The sequence below is a fragment of the Burkholderia glumae LMG 2196 = ATCC 33617 genome, assembly GCF_000960995.1.
Lineage (GTDB): Bacteria > Pseudomonadota > Gammaproteobacteria > Burkholderiales > Burkholderiaceae > Burkholderia > Burkholderia glumae.
On record NZ_CP009435.1, the window covers coordinates 3,370,280 to 3,395,774 of the forward strand.

The window sequence follows — 25,495 nt, forward strand, 5'->3', positions numbered from 1 at the left end:
GCTTCGCCGCGCATCAGGGCGGGCCGCTGCGATATCGATTGCCGATCCGGTAGCCGACAGGGGCGTCTATGCCTTTCTGGCAATCATGCGGCGCACTACCTTGGCGGACGAGGAACTCGTCACTTGCTCATCAAGGACAATAGCCGCGTCGGACAGCGCTCGCAGAACCATGGAAGGATCCAAGGCGGCATAGAGCCGTCCGTGTTCGTCGCGCCGATCGTCGCCCTCGATGACCCGCCAGCTCAGGTACAGGGTGCCGCCCGGCGCGGTGATGTCCAGCAGTTTGCGCACCGCAGGCACGATCAGCCCAGCCTCCAGGTGCATGAGGACCGTTTCGCAGAGCACGTTTTGAAAACTGGCGTCGGCAACGCCCTCGAGCTCCGGCAGAGCGGCAACCTGAAACGGGACGTCGGGATGGCGCCGCCGAGCCTCTTGCAGCAAGCCCTTCGAAGGCTCGAAGCCCACGGCTGGGAAACCATTTGCTGTCAGCCAGGCCGCATCGCGGCCGCTGCCGCAGCCGATATCCGCCGTGCGTCCCGGACGAAAGTGCTTCCTTACGAGCGCGTACCAGTCCTCCGCCGGCGGTTGCGCTTCCCAGTCTTCGGCAAACGACGCGGAATTTGTGTCGTAGGCGCTCAGGGTTCTCGTATCCATAGGTTTTTGTTCCTGCAGTGTCCGGCGTGTCCTGGACGCGGCGGCAGAGAAACAACGTGCCGGTGCGGGACTGCTATCTCCGCATCAACATCGCGGCTCTCATGTCGGGCCCGTGGCCGTAAACCGCTGCCGGTTCATCCGCGCTCCAGCGTCTTGACGCGGTGACGACTGCGCACCCGCGCTAGGCATCGCCGCTTGGTGCTCGACCGCCATCGATCGGCTGGCCGAACTTGATCAGATTGCCATCGGGATCAAACACATAGAGTTCCGCCATACCCCATTCCCGTTCGGCGACCTGCCCGAGCGCAGGCAACCGCATTGCCAGTTCCGCATGAAGTGCGTAGACATCATCGACGCGCACATAGCACGAGGTGTTTTCTGCGATGTGCTTCTCGTCGCACAGCCAGAAGTGAATCTCGACCTCGCCTCTCGCAGCGATCCCATACGAGAAGTTATGGACGTGCCGAGTCCCAAACCCCAGGACATCCTCGAAGAAGCGCAAGGTCCGCGCGATGTCGAGCGAGGCGAGAACGGGTATAGCCTTACCAAACGCCAGCTTGCTGTTCGACATGAGCCCGCTCGTTCAGTCAAATAGGTAGGGTGGCAATTGTCGGCAATCCGGGCCAGTCTGTCGAGCGTCGCAAATTGGACGATGGCCGGCTGGCGCACTGGCCGGGGCGGCCAGTGCTTCACCGTCGGACGCCGTGGCGCGCCGGCGCAGGCAGCAGGTGCGTCCCCGCCCGCCGGGCCCCCAGCCATCCCGGCCAACCCCAGCCGCCTGCAACGCCGCGCTACGGGCCAACGATCTCGCTGCGCATGCCGTCCATGACAAAAACCTCACCGTCTTTCAAGGTTTGATATGGCAGTTGGTGGCGCGCGTAGAAAGCAACTTCCTCGCCGACCGCTACCGACTCGGGATGATCGGATTCGAAATGCACGACAAGGGAAAACGGCAGGATTCCAAGCCCGTCCCAGATCACGGCCGGGTCGTATCCACGGGGGACTTCCACGGGGTCGCTGACGCAATCGAGCGCGCGCAGCGTGCTCGACGCAATGATCGCCGCCGCACTGAATTCCGCGTAGACGATTCTGTCGCGCGAGAGCAAATCCACTATCGCGGTGTCGAATCCGCTCTGCTTCATCGCGCGGCGAAGTATGAATGCGTTCCCACCATTGATCCATACCGCGTCGAACCGGGCAAGAGCCTCGCCTATGCGATCGGTATTGCCGAAGAAGTGCCTGAGATCGATTTCTTGCGCGCTAAACCCCAGCGCGCGCAGTTTGGCCGTCTGGCTCTCCAGCCATTGCGCGCGGGCCGATTCGCGATGGTCAAGCGCGTTGACGATGACGGCCGCGCGCATTTGGCCGCCGACCAGGCCCGCGAGCCGTTCCGGGCGGGCACCCACATCGAAGGACGAGAGATAGATACGCACCGGAAAGTCTCCGCAACGGCTAGGTACGGGTAAATATACAAGCTCTGTCGAGCGCCCGGCGCCATCCGCGTAGCTTGCCGAACGTCGCCGCGCCGCCGCTAGGCGGCAGTGGCCTGAACCAGACGAAGGCCCCAACCCGTCTGCAGGCGTCCTGCTTTCATCCTGCAGGGGCGCGAGCGCCGACGACAGTTCGTGCTTCAGCCGTGCACGTGCCTGCTCCGGCATCCTGTCGGCATCGTAGGTGTCGAGCATGTCCAAGCAGAACTGCTCGGCCGTAGGCGTCCAGTCGATCTCGAGGTCTTCAAACGCGATGTCGACAAACTCGGAGCCTAGCAGTTCCCGCCAACCGCCTTCGCTGCGCGTGCGCGCGTCACCGAGCCGACACTGCGGGGGGGACGCCCGCGCAATCGGCCCGAAGATGTCCGAAAAGACTTCGCCGACCCTGCCAGTCAAGAAGGTCCGCCCGACGATCGCGGAAAAGGTGCCGCCCTTGCGGAGTATCCGGCGAATCTCACGGATTACCCGCTCGATATCATCCATCAGCATCAGCGCCATGTGCAACAGCACATAGTCCACCGAGCCGTTAGCGAGCGACACCTGTTGCGCTCGCTCCCTGAGCAATCGCACCTCGCACGGCAAGGCTTGCCTGGCGGCACTCAACTCGCCGTCACTGATGTCCACGCCGATCAGCTTCGTTTCCGCCTTGCCCCTGTCGCTCAGAATCTGCAGCAGTGGCCCGTCGCCACAAGCCAGGTCGAGCACCGTCCGCGAGATCGCATCGTTCGGTACGCGATACGCCAATGCGTGATAGGAAGAAAGGTATTCTGCCTGTACAGATCGTGCCGGCCGATTGCCGAAGGCGCGACGGGTGGCGCCGGCCCGGCGGCGATGAAAGTCTTTCAAATAGGCTTCTGCGTGGGAGACCATGCGTGTGCAATCTTCAACGCCGCCCGCGGCGGCCATCCTTGGCCAAGGTTGTACTCGGCGTATCGCCTTGTAGATAGCGCGGGCCACTTCCGAGTCGATGCGCGATATCGCCCGGATTATGGAGCGCGCACGCCTTGAGCGACAGGCACCCGCAGCCCACGCAAGATGCGAGCCTGTCGCGCAATGCGACGAGCCTATCAATGCGCGCCTGAAGCAGAGGTTGCCACGCCCGCGACAGCCGCGCCCAGTCCTGCTTTGTCGGAGTGCGCTGCCCCGGCAGGGAGTCGAGGGCCGCTTGAATGTCCGAAAGGCTCAGTCCGACGGCCTGCGCCGCACGAATGAATCCGACCCGGCGCAGCGCCTCCCGCCGGTACTGGCGTTGACCGCCGGCAGCTCGGGTGCTGCTGATCAGCCCTTGATCGTCATAGAAGCGGATTGCGCTCACTGCTACACCCGAGCGTTTCGCCAGTTCGCCGATTGTGATTGTTCCCTCGTTCACGAAGCTTCCCCGCACATGTGTTGACCTCAAGTTTACTTGAACCTGTACCATGCAGCTTCATTCCCGGAATCAGGAGGCAGCCATATGCGCGACGACATTGTTCACCTCACGCTGAACGAACTGCTGGATGCGAATGCACGCTTCGATCTTGCGGCGAAAGGTACGACGAACCACTGTCCGATGGCGCTGATCGCACTGGCCAAGATGGGCGCCTCGCCAGAACGTCTGCGGCAATTCTTTGATAGATGGGAGCGCGAAGTCGCATTGATTGCGCCCCCCGTCGACACGACGATCACTCGCCGCGACTGGACCGAACATCTCGGCGACCTGGCCGCGTTCGGCGCGTTGCGTCAGTGCTTTCAGGACTGGGTGATGGATGCCGGGCCCGTGCCGGTGATCGAGGCAGTGCTGCAAGCGGGTCGGTTCGCCCCCGCCTCCAACGCCTTTCACGCCCTGATCCGGCTGGCCTACGGCATCGAGGCCGGCCATGCCGGCGAGATTGCCTCGGGCTTGGCATCGTTCGTTGCGTCGTACCTGCCGATCGACGTCACGCTGGAAAACCATCGCAGGGCAGATAGCATCGAAGCCGCATTCGACCACGTCACCCGGGCATTGCGCGGCACGACGCTACCGCAAGACTTCATCACCTCGCGCTTGCGTGCGGTTGCCGGCGACGTGCGGTTCGGCAAGGCCATGCTTGCGCCCCCGTCCGACACCGCCTTGCTGGACGACCTGGCGCGCACGACCATCGGCGCTTACTGGCGTGAGCCGGACTTCACCCTGCTCCATACGGTTACCGCAACCCGCGCCGCACGCATCGTGTTTAACGAGCTTCGAGACGACCTGGTCGAGCAGTTGCTGCCGGACCTCTGGATTGCCTTGTGTGCGGCTTACGCAACGGTCGGCCCCCTCCCCGCCGCGTCACCGGCCATCCCGGATAGCAGCCTCGACTGGAACGACGTCTGCCGAATGGCGGTCGCCTCGAACGACGAGCACGTGATCAAGATGACATACACCTGTCTTTGCGAGGACCGGCGTGATCCGTCGCCGCGTTACCTCGCATCGGCGGTACGGCTGGTGTCGTCAGACTCGGCCGGGACGGAATCCCGCTCATCGGCGCCCTGACGCGGCGGCGGCCCCGATACCGGGGGGCTGCAAGGCAAGCGCCTGGATCGCAAGCGCCCGGCCCTCATCCCCCCCGCCGGCGCCGCCGCGCGCGCCGAAACGACAGTCAGCGCGTCGCCCCCACCGTCAGCAAGGCATGATAGGCGTCCCGATTGCCCTGCTGCTGCGCGAGCCGCAGCGCGGTCGTGCCTCTCGCGTCGGCGTGGTCCGGGTCGGCCCCACGCCTGACCAGTTCAGGCAGCAAATCCAGCCGCCCGAACAGCGCGGCGAACGACAGTGCCGTCTCCCCCGCGTGATTCGTCTGGTCGATCGGACAGCCGGTCTCCATCAAGCGCCGGGCGATATCGAGTTCGCCCTTGAAAATCGCCCCCATCAGCGCGGTATTGCCGTTCCGGTCGCCGACACAGGCATTCGCGCCGTGCGCGAGCAGAAACGCCATCGCCTGAGGCTGCGCGTCATAGGCGGTAAGAATCAACGCCGTGTAGCCGCGCGAGGTCACCGCGTCGACCGGATACCCCGCCTGCAGCAGCGCATCGAGAATATCCGTGCGCCCGAGTCGCGCCGCGGCGAACCAGTCCTCGTCGTAGTCGCGGATATCCTGCACGGCCGCGCCCGCTGCGGGCTTGTGCAATTCCGGCGCGGCGCAGGCACCGAGCGCAACCAGCAGCGCGGGCAGCACGGCCTTGACGAGCGCGGATGAGAACCTGCGGAACGGCATGACATAAGGCTCCATCGAAAGACGAATGAATCGATTCAAGGCGGCGAGGCGCGGGCGCGCGAAGCGCCACCCTCCCGCGCGCAAGCATCGGGCAGGCCGCCCGAAAGCGCCCCTCGCGCGGCGCCCCGAACGGCCCCGCCGCGCTTACATATCGCTGAGCGTGGCGGCCTTGGCCTGCACCCGCGAGAGATCGGCATGCGTGGCCGCGGCCAGCCGCTTGCCATAATCCGCGTCGGCCTTGTAGAAGTACGACAGCATCGTGATCTTGTTGTCGTCGTTCGTCACATGGTTCAGGTCGGCCGACAGTGCCGTCACGAGATCGGCCTTGTCCTCTTTCGACAGCCCCCGGTAATACTCGCCGGCCTGGCGGAAATTCAGCGTCTTGTGAATCGCCGCCTGCTGCGTCGTGCCTCGCAGCGGCATGCGCACGGACTTGTACTTCGGGTCCTGCGGAATCTCGCCGAGCGTGGAGGGCTCGTAGTTCACCTCGCCCTTGCGCTCGCCCGCGTTCATCAGGCCGTCCTGGTTGTTGTTGACCACCGGCACGCGCGGCCGGTTGATCGGCAGTGAGTTGAAGTTCGCTCCGAGCCGGTACATCTGCGTGTCGGCATACGAGAACATCCGGCCCTGCAGCATGCGGTCCTCCGACGGCTCGATGCCGGGCACCATCCGCGACGGCGCGAACGCCGATTCCTCGGTGCTCTCGAAATAGTTGTCGGGGATGCGGTTCAACGTCATGGTGCCGATCTTGCGCTCCGGCACGTCGCTCCACACCTTGGTGTCGTCGAGCGCGTCGTAATCGAACTTGTCGAGATCCTCGGGCTTCAGCACCTGGATGTAGAGATCCCATTTCGGATCGTCGCCGTTCTTCAGCGCGCCATACAGGTCGTTCGACATCAGGTTCCAGTCGCGGCCGATCGAGGCGGGAATATCCTGCGGGCGGATGCCGTGCATGCCCTGCCGGCTCTTCCAGTGGAACTTCACGTAATGCACCTCGCCCTGCGCGTTCACCAGCTTGAACGCGTGGACGCCGAAGCCGTCCATGTTGCGGTACGAGTTCGGCATGCCCGCGTCGGAATACAGGCGCGTAAGCATGTGGGTGGCTTCGGGCGCGTGCGCGAAGAAGTCGAACGCGAGATTCGCGTCCTGCACGCCGGTCACGGCGCTGGGCTTGTTGGCGTGGACGAAGTCGGGGAACTTGATCGCGTCGCGGATGAAGAACACCGGCAGGTTGATGCCCACCAGATCCCAGTTGCCCTCGCTCGTATAGAACTTGGTCGCGAAGCCGCGCGGGTCGCGCGCCTGCTCGGGCGAGCCGCGGTAGCCCATCACGGTCGAGAAGCGCACGAACACCGGCGTGTGCGTGCCCGGCGTGAACACCTTCGCGACCGACAGGTCCGAGATGTCCGCGTCGGCCACGAACTCGCCGAAGGCGCCGGTGCCGCGCGCGTGCACCACGCGCTCCGGAATCCGCTCGCGGTCGAAGCGCTGCAGCTTCTCCACCAGGTGCGAATCCTGCAATAGCGTCGGACCGCTCGGGCCGGCCGTCTGCGAGTTCTGGTTGTCGCCCACCGGCGAACCGTTGTCGCGGGTCAGGTTGCCGGCCGCGCATGCCATCGACGACATCATCAGGCTGATCGCGGCCGGAATGGCCCAGCGCGACAGGTTGCTTTGCGTCTTCATACCGTCTCCGTGAGGAAGTGACACCACTTGGGTGCTTGGTTATCGGGACGGTGGAATCGTATTGACGCGAGACCTCGAAAGCCAATTGGCATTCACGATGAATCGAATAGCCATTCTCAATCATATGGCGAATTCGCTTGCCGACACGGCGCTTCGCATCGGCCAGGATGGCAATGCCATCAAGGCTTTTCAGCCAATCATGCACTGCCTTTTCCGCTCATTTATCCGGAATTTTCCTCGCTTTCCTGGTAAAAATAGCAGGCATCCAGCACGGTCTTTTTGAAATCGAAATTTATTGCCTGGCACCAGATCAAAATGCCGGCATATCAGCCGATTTTTAAAAGACTCCAATCCCCGCGCGGCCGCCGTGCGGCGGCGGGAGTGGATCAGGCGGCCGCGCCGCGCTTCGCGCCGACGTAGGCCGCGAAGCGCCGCACGCCGTCCTCGATCGCCTCGGGGCCGGCATTGCTGAACGCGAGCCGCACCTCGTCGCGGCGCGTGCCGTCGAGCGAGAAGAAGCTCATCGGCATCACGATCACGCCGTGCTCGCGCGCGCATTCCACGGTCTCGCGCTGGCCGAACGCGAACGGCAGCGTGACGCCGAGGAAGAAGCCGCCGTCGGGCCGGTTCCAGCGCACCGCGCCGCGGCCGCCGTCGAACGCGCGCTCGAGCGCGCCCAGCAGCGTGTCGCGGTTGCCGCGATAGAACGCGCGCGGCGCCGCGACGAGCCGCGCCAGGCTGCCGGCCTCGCGCAGCAGCACGCCGCCCACCAGCGCCTGCGTGACCTGGCTCGTGTTCACGGTCACGAAGCTCTTGCGCTCGGACAGTTCGGCGCGCAGCCGTGCGGCGGCGGCCTCGCTGCCGAACAGGCGCCGCGGCAGCACCGCCGCGCCCACGCGCACGGCCGGGCACAGCGTCTTCGAATAGGTGGCCAGATAGATCACGCAGCCGTCCGGGTCGAGCGCGAACATCGGCGCGGTGGAGGTGCCGTCGTAGCGGAACATCCCGTATGGGTTGTCCTCGAGCACGACGATGCGATGCGCCAGGCAGCCGGCGATGATCGACCGGCGCTCGGCCTCGTCGAGCACGGTGCCGGTGGGATTGTCGAACTCCGGCGTGAGATAGAAGCCGCGCGCGGTCTTGCCCTCGCGGCGCAGGCCGGCGGCCACGCGCGCGAGCGCCTGCTCCCAGGTCTCGCCGTCCCGGCATCCGATCGGCAGGATCTCGATGCCGGCGAAATCGGCCACGCCGGTGATGCCGATGTAGGTGGGGTTGCGCGCCAGCATCACGTCGCCGGGCGCGCGGCAGAGGGCCGGCACCAGCAGCGCGAGCGCCTCCTGGCAGCCGGCCGTCACCACCACCTGCTCGGCCTCGCAGGCCACGCCCTCGTCGCGGCCGAGCTGCTCGGCCAGCAGCGCGTTGATGATGCCGGCCGTGCGGCCGTACTGCGCCAGCAGCCGGCCGGCCTGCGTGATGCTCTGGCCGGCGCCGCGCGCCGCATGGGCCTGATAGTCGGGCACCGCGGCCAGCCAGCCTTCGAGCGAGAAGAATTGCTCGGCGGGGCGGCCCGAGGCGAACGAGATCGCCCGCGGGTAATCGTTGGCCGCCTCGTTCAGGAAGTTCATCACGGAAAGCCGCGACGCCGCGGCCTTTGCTCGAGTCGTCAAGCGCCCTCTCCTGGTTGCAAGATCACGCGGCACCGCCGGCCCGGCGGCAATTTTTTTCAGTAGGAATCCGACCTTTCCAGTTGATCGAACAGCGACTGGATATTGTCGTCGACGAAACCGTGTTCGCCGTTGCGCTTGATGAACTCGAAGCTCAGGCCGGTGTTGCGGTCGCGCGAGCTGAACGACTGCGTGAGCCCCGGCCCCTCGATCACCGAGGTGTCGAAGCCCAGGCCGCGCCGGCGCAGTTCGTCCACGGTCCGGGCGACGTCGTCCACTTCGAGCGCGATGTGCGCGACGCCGGGACCGAACTCGCTGACGAGGCGCGAGACCTGCGACTCGGGCTCGGTGCCCTGGCACAGCACGAATTTCAGGCCGCCGCCCGATTCGAGTTCGGCCGAGCGCATGCCCGTTTTCCTGCCCTGGATATGGCGCCGCGCCATCAGCCGGAAGCCTAGCACGTGCGTAAACAGGTGCACCGCGGCCTCCAGATCGACCACCGCCAGCGCGATGTGGTCGATCGCGCGGTAGTCGAGGGCCGGCGCAGCCGGCGCCGCGCCGCCGGCCGGATCGCCCTGCTGCGCCTGGGTGGGTGAAGCCGATTGCGCCGCCGGTTGCGACCTCTGCATGACTCGCCCTCTCTGTTCGTTCCGGTCGCGCAGCGCGCGCCCGGGATTTCCGGAAACGGTGCGCCCGATCGTTGCCGGTGCGATAGCACCCGCCCTTCCCGGAAATCCATCGGATCATCTGTCTCGATGACGCCGGCCGCCTCGCCTTCAGCGGCCACCTGCCGATGGTTGCACCGGCGCGCCTCGCATGCGGCCCGCGATGCGACGCGGCGCCTGCGCACGCGAACAAATCGCCCGGCCAGGCCCCGCCGCGGCGAGCCGTTGCGTATACACTCGTGCGCTCCTGGCGGCCCGGCGGCCCGACTGCCGCCGCATCGTGCCCGATCGCCCAGCGCCTCCACGCCATGCCCTCACCGATCAACGTCGACGATTTCCGTATGCTGGCCCGCCGCAGGCTGCCGCGCCGCGTGTTCGACTACCTGGACGGCGGCGCCGAGGACGAGCGCGGGCTGCGCCGCAATCGCGCCGCGTTCGAGCGGCTCGCGTTCGTGCCGCGGCGGCTTGCCGACGTCGGCACGCGCGAGCTGTCCACCACGCTGCTCGGCACGCGCCTGGCCGCGCCGTTCGTGATCGCCCCCACCGGGCTCAACGGCCTGATCCATCCCGACGGCGATCTGGCGCTGGCGCGCGCGGCGCGCCGCGCCGGCATTCCATTCGCGATGTCCACCGCCTCGAACGTCTCGCTCGAACGGCTCGCGGGGGAGGCGGGCGGCGAGCTGTGGTTTCAGCTCTACGTGATGCACCGGGAACTGGCCGACAGCCTCGTGCAGCGCGCCGCGCGAGCCGGCTACCGCACGCTGGTGGTGACGGTGGACGTGCCGCTCAACGGCAAGCGCGAACGCGATCTGCGCAACGGCTTCGCGCTGCCGCTGCGCTGCACGCCGGGCGTGCTGCTCGACGGGCTCCTGCATCCGCGCTGGTGGTACGCGCTGCTGCGCGGCGGCGGCCTGCCGACGCTCGCCAACCTGGGCGCCGACGGCAACGCGGGCATCGAGGCGAAAACGGCGCTGCTGCGCCGCCAGATGGATGCGAGCTTCGGCTGGGACGACCTGCGCCGGCTGCGCGAGCGCTGGCCGCACCGGCTGCTCGTGAAGGGCATCCTCCACACCGGGGACGCCGTGGCCTGCCTCGAGGCGGGCGCCGACGGCTTGATCCTCTCGAACCACGGCGCGCGCCAGCTCGACGACGCGGTCGCGCCGCTCGACGTGCTAAGCGCCGCCCGGCAGGCCTGCGGCGCGCGTGGCGCGCTGCTGGTGGACAGCGGCGTGCGCCGCGGCTCCGACGTGGTGAAGGCGCTCGCGCTCGGCGCGAACGCGGTGATGCTCGGGCGCGCGACGCTCTACGGGCTCGCCGCGGCCGGCGAGGCGGGCGTGACGCGCGTGCTCGAGATCCTGCGCGACGAAGTGGATCGCACGCTGGCCATGCTCGGCTGCCGCGGCCTGGCCGAGCTGTCGGCCTCGCATCTGGCGCCGGCCGCGCCGGCCGCCCCCGCCGCGCCGGGCCGCCAACGCCCCTGACGGCCTGCGCCGCGCCGGCCGATTCCCTCTTGACGCGAACCCGCGGCAGGGCTGACGGCGACCGGGCCGGCCAGGCCGGCGGGATCACGCCGGCCGCCCCGCCTAGGGCACGAACCGCAGCGTATGCCGCGTCTGGCCGGGCAGGAACGGCTGCGCCTCGCCCTTCACCCAGGCCTCGTGCCCGGCCAGGAAGAACGCGCTCAGCGGATGCCCGCTCTGCCCGCCCGGCATGTTGAAGATCCCCTGCGACTCGTGCCCCGGCGCCACCACCATCCGCTCGGACTGACCGAAGTTCGGACCGGCCACGCGCGGCATGCCGGCGTCGCCGGGCACCTCGTCGGCGGGCGCGCTCAGCCAGCGGCCGAACAGCGGCACGCTGGCCGCGAACGGATGCGCGATGCGCAGCGTGTTGCGGCGGCCCCAGGTGGCCTGGTCGAGCGGCGTGCCATCGCGCGTGAGTTCGGCGATGGTCCGGTCGATCGCGCCGAGCTGCAGGTCGCGCCAGCTCGCGGCACCGGCCGGCAGCCAGCCGGTCGGCTGCGCGTCGAGCAGCCGCTCCAGCACCACCGCCCAGCGCGGATTGGCGAGCGGGTAGGCGGCTTCGGCATCGTCGCGCCCGAGCTGCGCGTTCAGCCCGCCGAACACGTCGTCGGCCAGCGTGTAGAGGAAGCCGCGCGCGAGCCGGTAGCCGACCGACGCCACGCTGGCCCGCCCGTCCCAGCGCTGCATCAGCAGCCGGCGGAATGCCGCGCGCTGCGGGTGGCCGGCGAGCGCCGCGTCGTCGAGCACGCCGAGCGCGCGCTCGCGCCACGGCGCGATGAAGCGCGCGCGATCGTCGAGATCGACGCGGTAGGCGGCCCGCTCGTCGGTGCGGCCGAGCGCGGCGAGGTCGTCGCGCAACTGGGTGGCGCGCGCGCCGTTGTCGGCGCCGCCGTCGCCGATCAGCCGGTACGCCGCGCCGGCCAGCTGGCGGTTGTTGGCGCTCCAGAGCTGCCCCGCCGCCGGATCGACGACGCGCGGCACGGCCTCGGGCGGCAACACGGCCTGCCATGCGGCGCCGTCAGCGGCAGCGGCGGCAGCGCGGCGGTCCGGCAACGGCCCGGCGATCGACCAGCCGATATGGCCCGCGCGATCGCCCACCACCACGTTCTCGGCCGGGATGCCGGCTTCGTTCGCCACGCGCAGCGCATCGCCGAGGTCGCGGGCATCGGCCATGCGCGCGAGTTCGAGGTTCACCGCGCCGGGCACCTGCGCGATCCAGTGAATCGCGTACCAGCGCCCGCCGATTTCGCGCAGCGGCCCGAGCGAGGTCTCGGTCACCGGCAGCGTGACGGACGCGGCGCCGTGGACGCGGATCGCCTCGTCGTAGCGCCGCGCCGTCTCGTGCCGGCCGCCGACGCGAAGCGCGAGCGGATTGCCGCCGTCGTGCTCGACCGGCACCAGATCGAGGCCGTCGATATAGCCGTCGGTGAAGCCCCAGGCCACCTCGCCGTTGCTGCCGACCACCACCGCAGGCACCCCGGCCAGCGTCACGCCGGTCACGCGCCGCGCCGGCCGCACGCCGTCGTCGGTCACCAGCGCCGCGCGATACCAGGTGTTCGGCAGCGCGATGCCGAGATGCATGTCGTTGCCGACGATCGCCGCGCCGTTCGCGCTGCGCGCGCCCGCGATCACCCAGTTGTTGCTGCCGATCGACGAGCGGATATCGAGCTCGGCAAGCCGCGGTGCCGCGTCGGCATCGGCGGCGACCGGCGCGCGGAAGCCGTCCGGCGCGCTGGCCGGCAGCGGCGGCGCGGGCAGATCGATGGCCGGGGCATCGAGCGGCGCGTCGTGCGCCGAGGCCACCGGCAGCAGGAACGCCGCCTGCGACGGGCTGGCGTGCATGGCGAGCCAGTGGCGCGCGATCGCGCGAGGCAGCAGGTTGCCCTGCAGTTCGAAGTACATCGCCCAGATCGCCAGCAGCGAATCCTCGGGCCGCCAGCGCATCGGCCGCGCGCCGAGCAGCGCGTATTCGAACGGCCGCGCGCCCAGCGCGGCGAGTCCGTCGTTGACGCCCTGCGTGTAGCGATCTAGCAGCCGCCGCTGGTCGGGCGGCAGCCGCGCGAGCGTGGCCTCGGCGCGTGCGCGCAGCCGGAACAGCCGATGCGCGCGATCGACATCGAGCGCGGGCGGCCCCACCAGCTCGGCCAGTTCGCCGGCGCCGCTGCGGCGCAGATAGTCCATCTGGAAGAAGCGGTCCTGGGCGTGCAGATAGCCGATGCCGTAGGCCAGATCGAAGCGGTCGCGCGCGGTCACGGTCGGCACGCCGAGCGCGTCGCGGGTGGCCGTCACCGGGCCGCCAAGACCCGGCGCGCGGATCTCGCCGTCGAGTTGCGGCAGGCTCGCGCGCAGGAACAGGAACATGCCGGCAGCCGCCAGCGCGACGGTGAGCACGACGAGGCTCGCCAGCATCTTGAGCCACCACCATGGGCGGCGAGTTCGGAGAGTCATGGGAATGATGAATGAATGACACGGCAACGCGGGGCGCACCGGCATCGCGAACGCTCCCGGTCACGCGCGGCGGCGCGCGCTCCGGTGGTCCGCGCCGATCACCCCGTTCGACGCGCGGCCGGGCGGCGCCCGGACCCGGTATGCGCCGGATCATAGCGCGAGCGCCGCGCCAGCCGCCAGCCGCCAGCCGGCTCGCGTCGATCACAGACGCGCTGGCGCAAACCGAGGCGAGTACGGCGCCGGCTGCCCGCCAGGAGAAGTGCCGGGGCGTCGCGCTGGCAGGCCGGCGATCGCGCGGCAGGTCCCGGCACGATCCGCCACGGTGGCTCGACGACGGGCGAGCCGGCGGATTTTTGCGAAGTCGACATGGAAAACGACACGGGCCTGGGCGCCCCGCCGCCTCGCCGCTCACGGTGAGGCACGCTCGAGAGGCGCGCGCCGGCGGGCACGGCAACTGCTCAGGTTTTCGCGGTACGGCGCCGCCCGGCCGCTCGTTGGGGCATCGGCCAGGCGCTGCCGCTGGTGCCGACGGCCAGGAGCGGCAGGCGCTCGCGCCGCGCCTTCGCCGCTGGCGAGGCGGTGCCGCTCAGCTGCCGCGCAGGCACTCCCCCACCACCGGCGCGGCAACGTAGTCGCGCAGCGCCGCGGTATGCTCGATGAAGGCCGCATACATCAGCAAGGAACAGTCGCTCTCGCGCAGCGACATGCTCATGTTCGCGGTTTCGGCATCAAGGCGGCGCAGCAGCAGGTCCTTGTCCACGCAAACGTCCATCAGCGCCTTGAGCAGCGCCTCCTGGGCATGAATCCGGCCGGACAGCACGTCGATGCGCATCTCGTCCTTCGTCATCCTGCCCGCCGGCATGCCGGGTACCTCGCCCACGTAGGCCGTCCGCATCTCCTGCCGCACGCTCATCTGGTCTCGCTCCTTGGTTCCAATCGTGGGCGCGGCATCGCTGCCAGGCGCCGCCCAAGCCGCCCTGCCCGATCCGTCGGCGCCGCGCCCCGCCGCCTCGCTCCCGCCCTCCCCGTCACGCCGCCGTCATCGGGCTCAGCCATGCCGCCAGGGCCTGACCGCCGCGGCCGTCGGCAGTCGCGCGCCGGCCAGCGCGTCACCGCGCGCGACGGAGCCCTGGTGCATGCCGGCGTCCTCCGCCGTGCAGCCGCCGAGGATCGCCAGCGCGACGGCACAGGCGGCCAGCAGCCCGCTCGCGGCCAGACAGCATTTCTCGACCGTCACGGCGAAGTTTCGACGCTCCTGACTGAGTGGACGTTCCATGGCTCTCTCGATGGTGGTCCGCCGGTATCACGCCGCGCCCGCCGCCGTGATACCGGCGGACCACCGCGCGCCGCGCTGCGGCAATAAATCGATTTCGTCAATTATCTGCGGCTTCGCCTGCCATTCATTCCGGCATTTACGCCGAATGAAAAAACCACCGTCTTCCGTGATTGACCGCGATTTGACCGGCCGCGTCCGGCCCGCCGCCCGCGCCGCGATGCCCGGCGTCCGGTTATCGAAAAAAGGAATAACGGATTATTTCCCGAGGCCGCGGCCGCCCCCCTCTGGACGGACGCCTCGCCGGGGCCCTCGCCCCGGTTGCAGGTGGGTGTAGCGCTACGAATTCGCCCGTATCGTAACACCCGAATTTTCCAGCCACTATATTAAATATCCGTGCCGCCTGATAGCCCCTTATCGATGAAAAACGATTCCATACCACACATTTTTTTTAAGCGAATCATTTATTGATCCAGCAAACCCAGGGTAGCGGCTCTCTTTACCGTTAGCGAAATGTGATTTACGGAAAATTTTTCATTCAGCCGCTTGTAATATCCGTACACGGTCGGCACCGCCACGCTCAATTCCTTGGCGATGTTGTGGGCGGTATAGCCGCTGCGCAGCAGCCGCAGGATGCCCGTCTCGCGTTCGGTCAGCGCCAGCGAGCGCGCCGCGTCGCGGCGGATCTGCCGCGCGTGCCAGTCCAGCAGCTCATTCGCGATCAGCCGGAACAACATCCGTTTGGCGTGCAGCGCCGGCTCGGCCTCGCGTGCGGGCGCGCCGCTGCCCACATAGAGCACGCCGCCCAGGTTCAGCGTCGGCAAATGGGCCGGCACGATCAGCTTCGCGCCGAAGCCGTGCGCGGCATCGTGGGTGCGCAGCGCGAGCTGGCCATCGGTCTGCGGCGCGATCGAGCCGGCCGTGGTGGGCGTGGAGGCACGGCGCGCGTAGGCGATGCCGGGGTCCGCGTCGAACCCGCGCCGCTCGCGATAGCCCGCCAGCCAGCCCGGCGCCGCGTCGGTCAGCACCGCGTCGTCGTCGAGCCGCTGATGCGCGGCGCCGTCGGCCGGCATCAGCAGGAACGCGAAACGCTCGCCGCCCAGCGGCCGGATCAGCCGCGTGACGATCGTGCGCAGCGCGGCGCGGTCCGGCGCGTGCTCGAGTTCATCGAACACGGCGAAATAATCAGGCTGGCCGATCTCACGCATGGCGCCCACCTCGCGCCTCGCGCCGCGGCGCGGGCCGCGTCGATGCCGGCCGGGCTGGTCGGGCCGGGGCCGGGTGCTGCATCCGGGTTTCCGTCAGGACAGTCATGCGAACGCTCTCTCTCGGTAAGCAGCGACGTCCGGAGCGGCTGGGCCGCCCGCGAACACGTCGCGACGTCATGGACACGTCTTCACTTCGCCTGTTGCATGCCGGCGATCGCGCGAATCTGCGATCGCAGTTTGCTTGATACTTGTCATCGATTCACGGCCGCCCGCCCCGCCGGGGGCAAGCCTGCCCCGGCCGCCGGTGTGCGGCCGGTGTGCGGCCACGGCCGCGCGCTTCGTCGTCGAATGCCGCTATGCGGGGCGAAGCCGTGCCGCCTTCATCAGGCCGGCGCGCGGCGTGCCTCGCGTCACGGCGCCGGACGCCCGCGCAGGCGGGCCCGCCCGGCGCGGGTCGATCAGGTCCGGTACGAAGCGGCGCCGTCGACGCCCTCGGCCGCCGTGATCCGTTCGTCGCTCGACAGGCGCAGCGACACCGTCATCGCCACCGTGCTCGCGTAGACGTTCATGGCCGTGCGGCCCATGTCGAAGAACGCGTCCACGCCGAGGATCAGCAGCACCGCCTCGGCGGGCAGCCCCACCGCGGCCAGCACGATGGTGATCGCGACGATCGCGCCCGACGGCACGTTCGCGGCGCCGTCGATGGTGAGGATCGTCAGCGCGAGAATCGTCAGCGCCAGCGGCCAGCTCCAGACCACGTGATAGGCGTCGGCCAGATAGCCGACCGCGAGCGCGGTATAGAGCACCGCGCCGTCGCGGTTGAAGATGTAGGACAGCGGCAGGATGGTGGAGGCGATCGAGGACGGCACGCCCATCTCCGTCAGCTTCTTCAGATGCACCGGATAGGTGATTTCCGACGAGCGCGTGGTGAAGGCGAGAATCAGCGGCTCGCTGACCTTGCGGATCACGGCGAGCGGCCGGTTGCCGGTGGCCACGATGATCAGGGTCAGCAGCACGGCCAGGATCGCCATGCCCAGATAGGCGATGCCGAGCAGCTTGACGAGCGGCATCAGGCCGGCCACGCCGCGGCTGCTCATCAGCCCGGCCACCGCCGCGAAGATCGCCAGCGGCGAGAGCGCGACGATCCACTCGACCATCTTGAACAGGCCGGCCAGCAGCGAGGCGAACAGGTTGATCGCGGGGCGCCCCGCTTCGCCGGTGGCGCCGAGCGCGGTGCCGAGCATCACGCCGAACACCAGCACCGGAATCGCGTTGCCCGACGAGAGCGCGGCCACCAGGTTCTGCGGCACCATGTCGGTGATGAACTTGATCCAGTCGATGCTGGTGGCGAGATGGTCGGGCAGCGCGCCCGAGCCCGTCATCGAGGCGCCGAGGCCCGGACGGAACAGCCAGTAGAGACCGAGCCCGAGCGCGCTCGACACGACCGTCATGACGATGAAGAACAGGATCGCGATCACGGCCGTGCGCCCGAGGTGGCGGCGCTGCTCGACGGCGCGATAGCTGCCCACCACCACCGACAGCAGGATCAGCGGCATCACCACCATCTTGATGGCGTGGCCGAACAGCGTCGAGAGGAAGCCGACGTCGGCCGAGAAACGCGGGGCGTACACGCCGGTGAACGCGCCGAGAATCAGCGCGACGATCATGATCAGTGGCAGCGAGGTCCTGCTATTCTTTTGATTCATTTCTGGCCCGGATTAATTTGATTCTTGCAGGGGTGCCATCCACGATGTGATTCCACATGTGACCGCGGGCTTCCTCGGGTTGCCCGTCGCGGATCGCGGAATAAATCGCCAGATGTTCCATGGTGCCGCGCCGGACCGTCTCGATGTCCTGCCGCGGCAATTCATTCAATGCAAGCGTCTGTGCTCTCAGTAATTTATAAAAATTATGCAGCCGCTCGTTTCTCGCGGCCAAAAACATTTCCTGATGAAAAACCCAGCCGATGCGCTGCTCGGCCATGATGTCGGTCTCGCCGCTCTCGATCAGCCGCTCCATGCGCTCCACCGAGGCCGCCATTGCGGGCGTCGGCCCGCGGCACGCCGCGAGATAGGCCGCCGTGCTCTCCAGCGCGAGCCGGACCTCGAAGATCTGCTGGAGATCGTCGCGCGTCGGATCGTTGACGTAGGTGCCGCGCTTGTCGAACACGGTGACGAGATTCTCGGCGGCCAGCCGCTGCAGCGCGCTGCGCACCGGCATCTGCCCGATTCCGAGTTTGCTTGCCAACCCGCGATGTGAGATTTTCTGGCCTGGCTCCAGGCGTCCGTCGAGAATTCGTGTTCGAATTTCGTCATACGCGTGGTCGGCGTCTGAATTTGTTTTTTCTTCCATTCTGTGATCGCAGTATTGTCTTTTGCTAAACACGCAATCGGCCCGCGCACGAGGATACCCTTACCGCCTGCGCCGAGCAACCGTCAGATGTGACGGGCAACACCGAATTCAAAGTCTGCACTCTATCGCCCAGATTCTCGATGATTAATCACGCTTCGCTGTTTGAAATTGTTATGGCCGGCGCCGACGAGGTTTATCCGCTGCGCGCCCGGTTGCTGCTCGACGGCGATGAGATCGCCTCGCGCCTGACCGGCGATCTGGAAGCGGACACGCTGCATCTCGGCATCCGGCGCGACGGGCGGCTGGTGGGGGTGGCCTCGGTATGCCGCGAGGATCACCCCGGGTTCGCGCAGGCCGGCGGCTGGCGCCTGCGCGGCATGGCGATCGACGAGCCGCTGCGCGGGCTCGGTTTCGGACGGGTGCTGGTACGGCTCTGCGCGAACCATGCGCGCGAGCACGGCGGCGCCACGCTCTGGTGCACCGGTCGCGAAACCGCGGCCGGATTCTACGCGCGGCTCGGCTTCGCGCGCGATCCCGAACCGCTGACGCTGGCCTCGAAGCCCGACGTGCAGTTCTACCGGATGTGGATGGCGCTCTGATTCGCGCGCCGGCGCCGCGCGGCTGCGGGCCCGAAGCGCGAGGGCGGCTGCCGCCCGTGCGGCGACCGCAGGCGGGATAAAACGGCCGTGGGCCTGAACGCGGCCTGGGGCAGAGCGGCCATCTGGACCGGCTGCGCAGCCTGCACGTGCCGCTGCCCGGCAAGACCGGGCGCGTGCTCGAACAGCACGAGGCGATCGTCGCGGCGATCGCCGCCCGCGATGCGGCCGGCGCGCAGCGGGCGCTGCGCGCGCATCTGTCGGGCACGCTTTCGCAGGTCGACGACATCTGCGCGCGCTATGCGGCGTTCCTGAAATACTGAGGATCGGCGCCGCGGCGCGGCGCGCGGCTGCCACCCACGCCACCGCCCGCCGCCCGGCCCGACCGCCCGCCGGGCGTCACGCGCGCCCGGTGGCCCGGCAGGAGCGGCCGAGCGCGAGCCCGGTGCCGCTGCGGACCGGCGCCGCGCGCCGGCCGCCGCGCCGATATCGATTGCTTTTGCACATCGGGGGTCCTATCCTCCTAACTCGAAAAAACTGACGAACGCCGTGCCGCGCGCGCCCCGCTCCACCGCACGACGGCAGCGGCGGACGTCGCGCGGCGGCGGCAGGATGCGCCGGACCGGCGGCGGCAGCTCGCGCGCCGGGCTGCGCGGCCTGCGCGAAGCCACGGACCAGGCACGCTCGCCGATCATTTACGGAGCATTCATGAATCCACCGAACCGCATTGCGCTGGCCGAAGTCCTCTCGCGAAACCGCGCCACCCTGCTCAAGGACTGGCTCGACCAGCACCTGTCGACGGCGCAGCGGCGCGGGCTGACCACCGACGCCGAGATGTCGGACCAGTTCCGCGGCTTCCTCGGCATCTTCATCGACACGCTCGCCAGCGTGGACGCCATCGACGCCGCGCGGCCCGAATGGGAGCCGGTGCGCGAGTTCCTCGCCGAGATCTCGAAGCACCGCGTGCGGCTCGGCTTCACGCCGGTCGAGACCGCCACCTTCGTGTTCTCGCTGAAGCAGCCGCTCTACACGCTGCTGCGCAACGAGTTCGGCAACGACGCGGCCGCGCTCGCCGACCTGAGCTGGTCCGTCAACGTGCTGCTCGACGCGCTCGGCCTCTACACCACCGAGGTGTACCAGCGCAGCCGCGAGGCCATCATCCTGCGCCAGCAGGAGGAACTGCTCGAGCTGTCCACGCCGGTGGTGCAGCTGTGGGAAGGCATCCTCGCATTGCCGCTGATCGGCACGCTCGACTCGGCGCGCACCCAGATCGTGATGGAAAGCCTGCTGCAGAAGATCGTCGAGACGGGCGCCGGCATCGCCATCATCGACATCACCGGCGTGCCGACCGTGGACACGCTGGTCGCGCAGCACCTGCTCAAGACGGTCGCCGCGGCACGCCTGATGGGCGCGGACTGCATCATCAGCGGGATCCGCCCGCAGATCGCGCAGACCATCGTCCACCTCGGCGTGGACCTGACCAACGTCACGACCAAATCGACGCTCGCCGATGCCTTCGTCGTCGCGCTCAAGCGCAACGGCTCGAGCATCGCCGGCGGCGCCGTCGAGTGAGGCGCGCGACATGGACCGCATTCCGATATTGCAGCTCGGAGACTGCCTGATCATCGCGATCCAGGCCGACATGCACGACCGGCTCGCCCTGTCGCTGCAGGAGGATCTGACCGAGCGCATCGTCAAGGTGTCGGCCAAGGGCGTGCTGCTCGACATCTCCGCGCTCGACGTGGTCGATTCGTTCATCGGCCGGATGATCAGCAACATCGCCGCGATGGCCACCGTGCTCGACGCCGACACGGTGGTGGTCGGCATGCAGCCGTCGGTGGCGATCACGCTGGTCGAGCTCGGACTCACGCTGACCGGGGTGCGCACCGCGCTCGACGTCGACCGCGGCATGGCACTGCTGCGGCAGCGGCGGCGCCATTGACCCCGCCGACTCATTCCGCCATGGAAGCCGCCGGCCTCACCGTCGTCTCGACCACCCGGGTCGGACTGCGTTCGGATCAGGAAATTGTCAAGCTGCGCCAGCTGGTGCGCGACCACGCGATCGCGCTGGGCCTGTCGCTGGTCGATCAGACCAAGTTCGTCACGGCCGCCAGCGAGCTGGCCCGCAACACGCTGCTGCACGGCGGCGGCGGCGACGCCGAACTGAGCGTGCTGGAGCGCGGCGCGCGCAAGGGCCTGCGGGTCGCGTTCATCGACACCGGCCCGGGCATCGCCGACGTCGACCGCGCGCTGCAGGACGGCTTCACCACCGCCGGGGGCCTGGGGCTCGGGCTCGGCGGCGCGCGGCGCCTGTCCGACGAGTTCCAGATCGAGACCGAGCGCGGCAAGGGCACCCGAATCACGATCGCGAAATGGAAAATCCGCTAAGCGGCCTGCGTGCCGCGCACGCCTCGTTCGAGATCGGCGATCCGAGCGGCGTGGCGTTCGCGCGCCGCGGCGCGCACGACATCGCGCGCCGCGGCCTGTCGGGCGAAACCGACCTCGGCCGGGTCGCGCTGATCGTCACCGAGGCCGCCACCAACATCCTCAAGCACGCCAAGCACGGCGAACTGCTGGTGCGCGAGCTGCCGGCGCACGGGCCGCAAGCCGGGCCGCAGGCAGGCAGCGGCGTCGAGCTGATCGCGCTCGACAACGGCCCCGGCATGCCCGACGTGCGCGCCGCGTTCGAGGACGGCTATTCGAACACCGGCACGCCCGGCACCGGGCTCGGCGCGATCCGCAGGCTGTCCGACGAACTCGCCGTGTACTCGCAGCCGGGGCTGGGCACCGTGGTGCGCGCCGCCGTGCGCACCCGGGGCGGCGGCGGCAGCGCGACCGCGACGGCCGTGGCGGGCCTCGACATCGGCGGGGTCTGCGTGCCCTACCCGGGCGAGACCGTGAGCGGCGACGGCTGGGGCATCGAGGTGGGCGGCGCCGGCCTCGTCGTGACGGTGGCCGACGGCCTCGGCCATGGCCCCGAGGCGCACGTCGCCGCCACCTGCGCGATCGACATCGCGCACCGCAACCCCGGCCTCGAACCGGGCCGCCTGATGCAGGCGATGCACGATGCGCTGCGCGCCACGCGCGGCGCGGCCGTGGCCATCGCGCGGTTCGATCCGGCCCGCACCGGACTGTCGTTCGCCGGAGTGGGCAACATCGCCGCGTCGCTGTGGGGCGGCGGCCGGCTGCTACCCGGGCCGCAGCAGGTCGGACGCCCCGCGGCCGATGCCGCCGGCTCGCGCGGCGAACGCGAAAGCTGGCAGCTCGTCTCGCGCAACGGTATCGTGGGGCATGCGATGCGCGATGCGCAGGAGATCGCGGCGCGCTGGCAGGACGGCGCGATGCTGATCCTCAGTTCCGACGGCCTCGGAACGCGCTGGGACCTGGCCGCCTACCCGGGGCTGCGGCTGCAGCCGGCGGCCGTGATCGCGGCCGTGCTGTATCGCGACTTCTCGCGCCGCCGCGACGACGCGACGGTGGTCGTGGTCAAGACGGCGCCGTCACGCTGACGAACCGGGCCGACGAACCAGGGCGATACCGAGACTCACGAACCGATCCATCCGAGCATGGCCATCCAGATACAGCTCATTTCGCTCGATTCCGAGGAACAGGTGGCGGTCGCGCGCCGCCAGGCACGCGTGATCGCCGCCGGCCTCGGTTTCGCGCCACTCGATCAGACCCGCATCGCCAGCGCGGTGTCGGAGATCGCCCGCAACGCGCTCGATCACGCCGGCGGCGGCACCGTGTGGTTCGGCTTCGACCTGCAGGCCCGGCCGCAGGCGCTCATGGTGCAGGTGCGCGACGACGGCCCCGGAATCCACAATCTGCAGGCCGTGCTCGACGGCAGCCATCGCTCCGAGTCCGGCATGGCGGGCAACGGCATCGCCAGTTGTCGGCGTCTGATGGACCGCTGCACGATCGAATCGGCGGCCGGCCGCGGCACCACCGTGACCATGCTGCGCGCGCTGCCGCAGGACCGGCCGCCGATGGCGGCATCGGCCGTGCAGGCGCTCGTCGAGGCGCTGCGCGGCGACCTGCCCGCCCCGCCGGCCGCCCCCGGCACGTCCGCCGCGCCCGCCGCGCCGCGCTCGCTTGCCCACCCGCCGCGCAACCCGTTCGCCGAGCTGCGGCATCAGAACCGCGAACTGCTGGCCGCGCTGACCGAGCTGCAGGCACGCCAGGAGGACCTGTCGCGCCTGACGAGCGAGCTGGAGGCCACCAACCGCGGCGTGGTCGCGCTCTACGCCGAGCTCGACGAGCGCGCCGAGGAGCTGCGCCGCGTCGATTCGCTCAAGACCCGCTTCCTGTCCGACATGAGCCACGAGCTGCGCACCCCGCTCAGCTCGATCCGCGCGCTGTCGAATCTGCTGCTGAACCGGCTCGACGGCGAACTGACCGGCGAACAGGAACGGCAAGTGCTGCTGATCCGCAAATCGGCCGAGGATCTGACCGACATCGTCAACGACCTGCTCGACCTGGCGAAGATCGAGGCAGGCCGCACCGACGTGCTGCCGGTGCTGTTCGAGCCGCACACCCTGGTGGCCGCGGTGCGTGCCACGCTCGCGCCGCTGCTGAGCAGCCCGGCCGTGCAGCTGATCTTCGACGACATGCGGGGGCTGCCGGCGATGCTCACGGACGAGGCGAAGGTCACTCAGATTCTGCGCAACTTTGTATCGAACGCGCTCAAATTTACAGAGCGCGGCGAAATTCGCGTCAGTGCGCGCTTGCAGCCCGACGACGAGCACATCACGTTCTTCGTCACGGACACGGGCATCGGCATCGCGCAGGAGGATCAGGAATTGATATTCGAGGCATTTGGTCAGGTCCGCAGCCATCTGCAGCAACGCGTCAAGGGCACCGGGCTCGGCCTGCCGCTTTGCCGCAACCTCGCCGCGCTGCTGGGCGGCCACGTCGGCGTGGAGAGCCGGCTCGGCGAAGGCTCGACGTTCTACGCGACGCTGCCGCTGCGCTTCGCGGCCCCGGCCCAGGCGCACCACGACGGCGCCGCCGCTGCCGGCGGCCTCACCGACACCCCGACTTCGCGTGGAGATGACGCATGGCCGCGTTAAGCCCGCTGATCCTCAACGTCGACGACAACGAGGGCGCCCGCTATGCCAAGACGCGCGTGCTGATCCACGCCGGCTACCAGGTGATCGAGGCCGGCACCGGACAGGACGCGCTCGACCTGGTCGAGGCGCGCCGCCCGGCGCTGGTGCTGCTCGACGTGCGGCTGCCCGACATCAGCGGCATCGACGTCTGCTCGCAGATCAAGCGCGACGCGCGCACGCGCTCGACGCTGGTGCTGCAGACCTCCGCCGCGGCGGTGCAGTCGCTCGACAAGGTGCGCGCGCTCGACGGCGGCGCCGACAGCTATCTGACCGAACCGATCGCGCCGGCCGAACTGGTCGCGAACGTGCGCGCGCTGCTGCGCCTGCACCGGGCCGAGGAGGCGCTGCGCGACGCCGACCGCCGCAAGGACCAGTTCCTCGCCACACTCGCGCATGAGCTGCGCAATCCGCTCGCCCCGATCCGCAACGCGATCGAGCTGATGGACCCCAAATACCAAGCGGCCGAGGCGCTGGTGCACGACGCGCGCATGATCGCGCGCCGCCAGGTGGACCATCTGAGCCGGCTGGTGGACGACCTGCTCGACGTGTCGCGCATCACTCACGGCAAGATCGCGCTGCGCATGGAGCCGGTGGACATCGAGGCGGCGGTGGCCGCCGCGGTGGAAACCAGCCAGCCGGCCATGGAGCGCAAGCACCACGTGCTGCGCGTGAGCATGCCGCCGCTGCCCTGCGTGGTGAACGGCGACGCGATCCGGATCTCGCAGGTGATCGCCAACCTGCTGTCGAACGCGGCCAAGTACACGCCCGACGGCGGACGCATCGAGCTCGGCGTGGCGGTCGCGCCCGGCGCCGTCGAGATCAGCGTGGCCGACAACGGCATCGGCATCGCGCCGGCCGAACTCGACGAGGTGTTCAACCTGTTCATGCAGTCGGCCGACTCGGTCAAGCGCTCCGAGGGCGGGCTCGGCATCGGTCTGTCGCTCGCGCGCACGCTCACCGAGCTGCACGGCGGCACCATCGTCGCGAGTTCGGACGGCATCGGCCACGGCTCGCGGTTCGTGGTGCGGCTGCCGCTCGCCGTGCCCGACCCGGCCGCCGCCGGCCCGGCCGCCGCCGACGCCGCGCCGCGCCCGCAGCGCCGCGTGATGGTGGTGGACGACAGCGTGGACGGCGCCGAATCGATGTCGGTGCTGCTGCGCATCCTCGGCCACGAGGTGCGCACGCTCTACGAGGGCACCTCGGCGATCGCGGCCGCGGCCGCGTTCCAGCCCGAGGTGGTGATGCTCGACATCGGCCTGCCCGGCATGGACGGCTACGAGATCGCGCGCGCCCTGCGCGCCCTGCCCGCCACCGCCGGCGCGCTGCTGATCGCGCTGACCGGCTACGGCCAGGAAAGCGACCGCCAGCGCACGCGCGCGGCCGGCTTCGATCACCATCTCGTGAAGCCGGCCACGCTCGAGGACATCGAGCGCGCGATCGCCACTGTCGGCACCGACGCGGCGGCGCGCCGGCACTAGGCGGCCGCAAGCCGGCACCGCGCCGGCCAACCGGGCCGCCTCGCCCGGCAGCGAGCGGCCCCGGCCCGCGGGCCGGAGCGGGCCGCCGAAGCGAGTCACCTGAGCGGGCGGACGCCGGCCTCGGACGGGCCGCCCGCTCGG

General features: G+C 69.1%; 25 protein-coding genes. 11 read left to right on the top strand and 14 right to left on the bottom strand.

The genetic code is table 11. The features are described 5' to 3' along the window. Window positions 1–66: 66 nt before the first annotated feature. The 4 genes from KS03_RS27695 to soxR form a co-directional block, all read right to left on the bottom strand. Window positions 67–654, bottom strand: a complete 588-nt coding sequence (locus KS03_RS27695) for a class I SAM-dependent methyltransferase (RefSeq protein WP_017433235.1) — start codon at window positions 652–654, stop codon at window positions 67–69. 181 nt (window positions 655–835) lie between these two features. Beyond that, window positions 836–1,225, bottom strand: a complete 390-nt coding sequence (locus tag KS03_RS27700) for a bleomycin resistance protein (protein WP_015876234.1) — start codon at window positions 1,223–1,225, stop codon at window positions 836–838. A gap of 220 nt (window positions 1,226–1,445) precedes the next feature. Beyond that, window positions 1,446–3,014, bottom strand: coding sequence for a methyltransferase domain-containing protein (locus KS03_RS33015; RefSeq protein WP_232252238.1), 1,569 nt, complete (start codon window positions 3,012–3,014; stop codon window positions 1,446–1,448). 13 nt (window positions 3,015–3,027) lie between these two features. After that, window positions 3,028–3,513 (bottom strand): redox-sensitive transcriptional activator SoxR, encoded by a 486-nt coding sequence (gene soxR, locus KS03_RS30635; protein ID WP_015876237.1) that lies wholly within the window; start codon window positions 3,511–3,513, stop codon window positions 3,028–3,030. Window positions 3,514–3,597: 84 nt separating this feature from the next. Between soxR and KS03_RS27715 the strand changes: the two genes are divergently transcribed. After that, on the top strand, window positions 3,598–4,638 hold the full coding sequence (locus tag KS03_RS27715; protein WP_015876238.1) for a questin oxidase family protein: 1,041 nt from the start codon (window positions 3,598–3,600) through the stop codon (window positions 4,636–4,638). Between the two features lie 106 nt (window positions 4,639–4,744). On the opposite strand, the gene KS03_RS27720 is transcribed toward KS03_RS27715, so the two are convergent. After that, entirely contained in the window at window positions 4,745–5,356 is a 612-nt protein-coding gene (locus tag KS03_RS27720; protein WP_015876239.1) for an ankyrin repeat domain-containing protein, read from the bottom strand. 144 nt (window positions 5,357–5,500) lie between these two features. Beyond that, entirely contained in the window at window positions 5,501–6,985 is a 1,485-nt protein-coding gene (locus KS03_RS27725; RefSeq protein ID WP_373419884.1) for a catalase, read from the bottom strand. Window positions 6,986–7,124: 139 nt separating this feature from the next. Between KS03_RS27725 and KS03_RS31860 the strand changes: the two genes are divergently transcribed. Beyond that, window positions 7,125–7,322, top strand: coding sequence for a hypothetical protein (locus KS03_RS31860; RefSeq protein ID WP_127913938.1), 198 nt, complete (start codon window positions 7,125–7,127; stop codon window positions 7,320–7,322). 103 nt (window positions 7,323–7,425) lie between these two features. On the opposite strand, the gene KS03_RS27730 is transcribed toward KS03_RS31860, so the two are convergent. Further along, window positions 7,426–8,706 carry an aminotransferase-like domain-containing protein gene (locus KS03_RS27730; RefSeq protein ID WP_017432858.1) on the bottom strand — a complete coding sequence of 427 codons (1,281 nt, stop codon included), beginning with the start codon at window positions 8,704–8,706 and terminating at the stop codon, window positions 7,426–7,428. A 56-nt stretch (window positions 8,707–8,762) separates the two neighbouring features. Further along, window positions 8,763–9,332 carry a VOC family protein gene (locus KS03_RS27735; protein ID WP_015876242.1) on the bottom strand — a complete coding sequence of 190 codons (570 nt, stop codon included), beginning with the start codon at window positions 9,330–9,332 and terminating at the stop codon, window positions 8,763–8,765. A gap of 344 nt (window positions 9,333–9,676) precedes the next feature. Between KS03_RS27735 and KS03_RS27740 the strand changes: the two genes are divergently transcribed. After that, window positions 9,677–10,849: an alpha-hydroxy-acid oxidizing protein gene (locus tag KS03_RS27740; RefSeq protein ID WP_015876243.1), complete on the top strand. Its 1,173-nt coding sequence runs from the start codon at window positions 9,677–9,679 to the stop codon at window positions 10,847–10,849. Between the two features lie 102 nt (window positions 10,850–10,951). Here the strand turns inward: KS03_RS27740 and KS03_RS27745 are convergent, their stop codons facing one another. From KS03_RS27745 to KS03_RS27770, 6 genes are all read right to left on the bottom strand, one after another. Then, entirely contained in the window at window positions 10,952–13,339 is a 2,388-nt protein-coding gene (locus tag KS03_RS27745) for a penicillin acylase family protein (protein WP_035979926.1), read from the bottom strand. Window positions 13,340–13,925: 586 nt separating this feature from the next. Beyond that, window positions 13,926–14,252 (bottom strand): hypothetical protein, encoded by a 327-nt coding sequence (locus KS03_RS27750; RefSeq protein ID WP_017433956.1) that lies wholly within the window; start codon window positions 14,250–14,252, stop codon window positions 13,926–13,928. A gap of 135 nt (window positions 14,253–14,387) precedes the next feature. Then, window positions 14,388–14,615, bottom strand: coding sequence for a hypothetical protein (locus KS03_RS27755; RefSeq protein ID WP_124836371.1), 228 nt, complete (start codon window positions 14,613–14,615; stop codon window positions 14,388–14,390). Between the two features lie 461 nt (window positions 14,616–15,076). Further along, window positions 15,077–15,820, bottom strand: a complete 744-nt coding sequence (locus KS03_RS27760) for a helix-turn-helix transcriptional regulator (protein WP_217908212.1) — start codon at window positions 15,818–15,820, stop codon at window positions 15,077–15,079. 458 nt (window positions 15,821–16,278) lie between these two features. Then, complete coding sequence (locus KS03_RS27765) at window positions 16,279–17,526, bottom strand: dicarboxylate/amino acid:cation symporter (RefSeq protein ID WP_015876246.1); 1,248 nt, start codon at window positions 17,524–17,526, stop codon at window positions 16,279–16,281. Further along, window positions 17,510–18,172, bottom strand: a complete 663-nt coding sequence (locus KS03_RS27770) for a GntR family transcriptional regulator (RefSeq protein WP_015876247.1) — start codon at window positions 18,170–18,172, stop codon at window positions 17,510–17,512. Before KS03_RS27770 ends, KS03_RS27765 begins: the two co-directional genes overlap by 17 nt. Before the next feature lie 89 nt (window positions 18,173–18,261). On the opposite strand from KS03_RS27770, the gene KS03_RS27775 reads away from it, so the two are divergent. The 8 genes from KS03_RS27775 to KS03_RS27805 all read left to right on the top strand — a co-directional run bounded on the left by KS03_RS27775 (window position 18,262) and on the right by KS03_RS27805 (window position 25,354). After that, on the top strand, window positions 18,262–18,771 hold the full coding sequence (locus KS03_RS27775; RefSeq protein WP_232252237.1) for a GNAT family N-acetyltransferase: 510 nt from the start codon (window positions 18,262–18,264) through the stop codon (window positions 18,769–18,771). A 122-nt stretch (window positions 18,772–18,893) separates the two neighbouring features. Beyond that, on the top strand, window positions 18,894–19,091 hold the full coding sequence (locus KS03_RS30640; protein WP_413226594.1) for an FCD domain-containing protein: 198 nt from the start codon (window positions 18,894–18,896) through the stop codon (window positions 19,089–19,091). A 385-nt stretch (window positions 19,092–19,476) separates the two neighbouring features. Then, entirely contained in the window at window positions 19,477–20,340 is an 864-nt protein-coding gene (locus tag KS03_RS27780; protein WP_015876250.1) for an STAS domain-containing protein, read from the top strand. A 10-nt stretch (window positions 20,341–20,350) separates the two neighbouring features. Further along, the gene (locus tag KS03_RS27785) at window positions 20,351–20,710 is read left to right on the top strand and encodes an STAS domain-containing protein (protein WP_015876251.1); all 360 of its coding nucleotides are present in this window, start codon (window positions 20,351–20,353) and stop codon (window positions 20,708–20,710) included. 20 nt (window positions 20,711–20,730) lie between these two features. Continuing rightward, window positions 20,731–21,156, top strand: coding sequence for an ATP-binding protein (locus KS03_RS27790; protein WP_015876252.1), 426 nt, complete (start codon window positions 20,731–20,733; stop codon window positions 21,154–21,156). Next, on the top strand, window positions 21,141–22,277 hold the full coding sequence (locus KS03_RS27795) for an ATP-binding protein (protein ID WP_015876253.1): 1,137 nt from the start codon (window positions 21,141–21,143) through the stop codon (window positions 22,275–22,277). The genes KS03_RS27790 and KS03_RS27795 overlap by 16 nt, the downstream gene beginning before the upstream one ends. Window positions 22,278–22,334: 57 nt before the next feature. Beyond that, complete coding sequence (locus tag KS03_RS27800) at window positions 22,335–23,837, top strand: ATP-binding protein (protein ID WP_015876254.1); 1,503 nt, start codon at window positions 22,335–22,337, stop codon at window positions 23,835–23,837. After that, a complete protein-coding gene (locus tag KS03_RS27805; RefSeq protein WP_045678925.1) occupies window positions 23,825–25,354 on the top strand; it encodes an ATP-binding response regulator in 1,530 nt (509 codons plus the stop codon). The genes KS03_RS27800 and KS03_RS27805 overlap by 13 nt, the downstream gene beginning before the upstream one ends. Window positions 25,355–25,495: the final 141 nt, after the last annotated feature.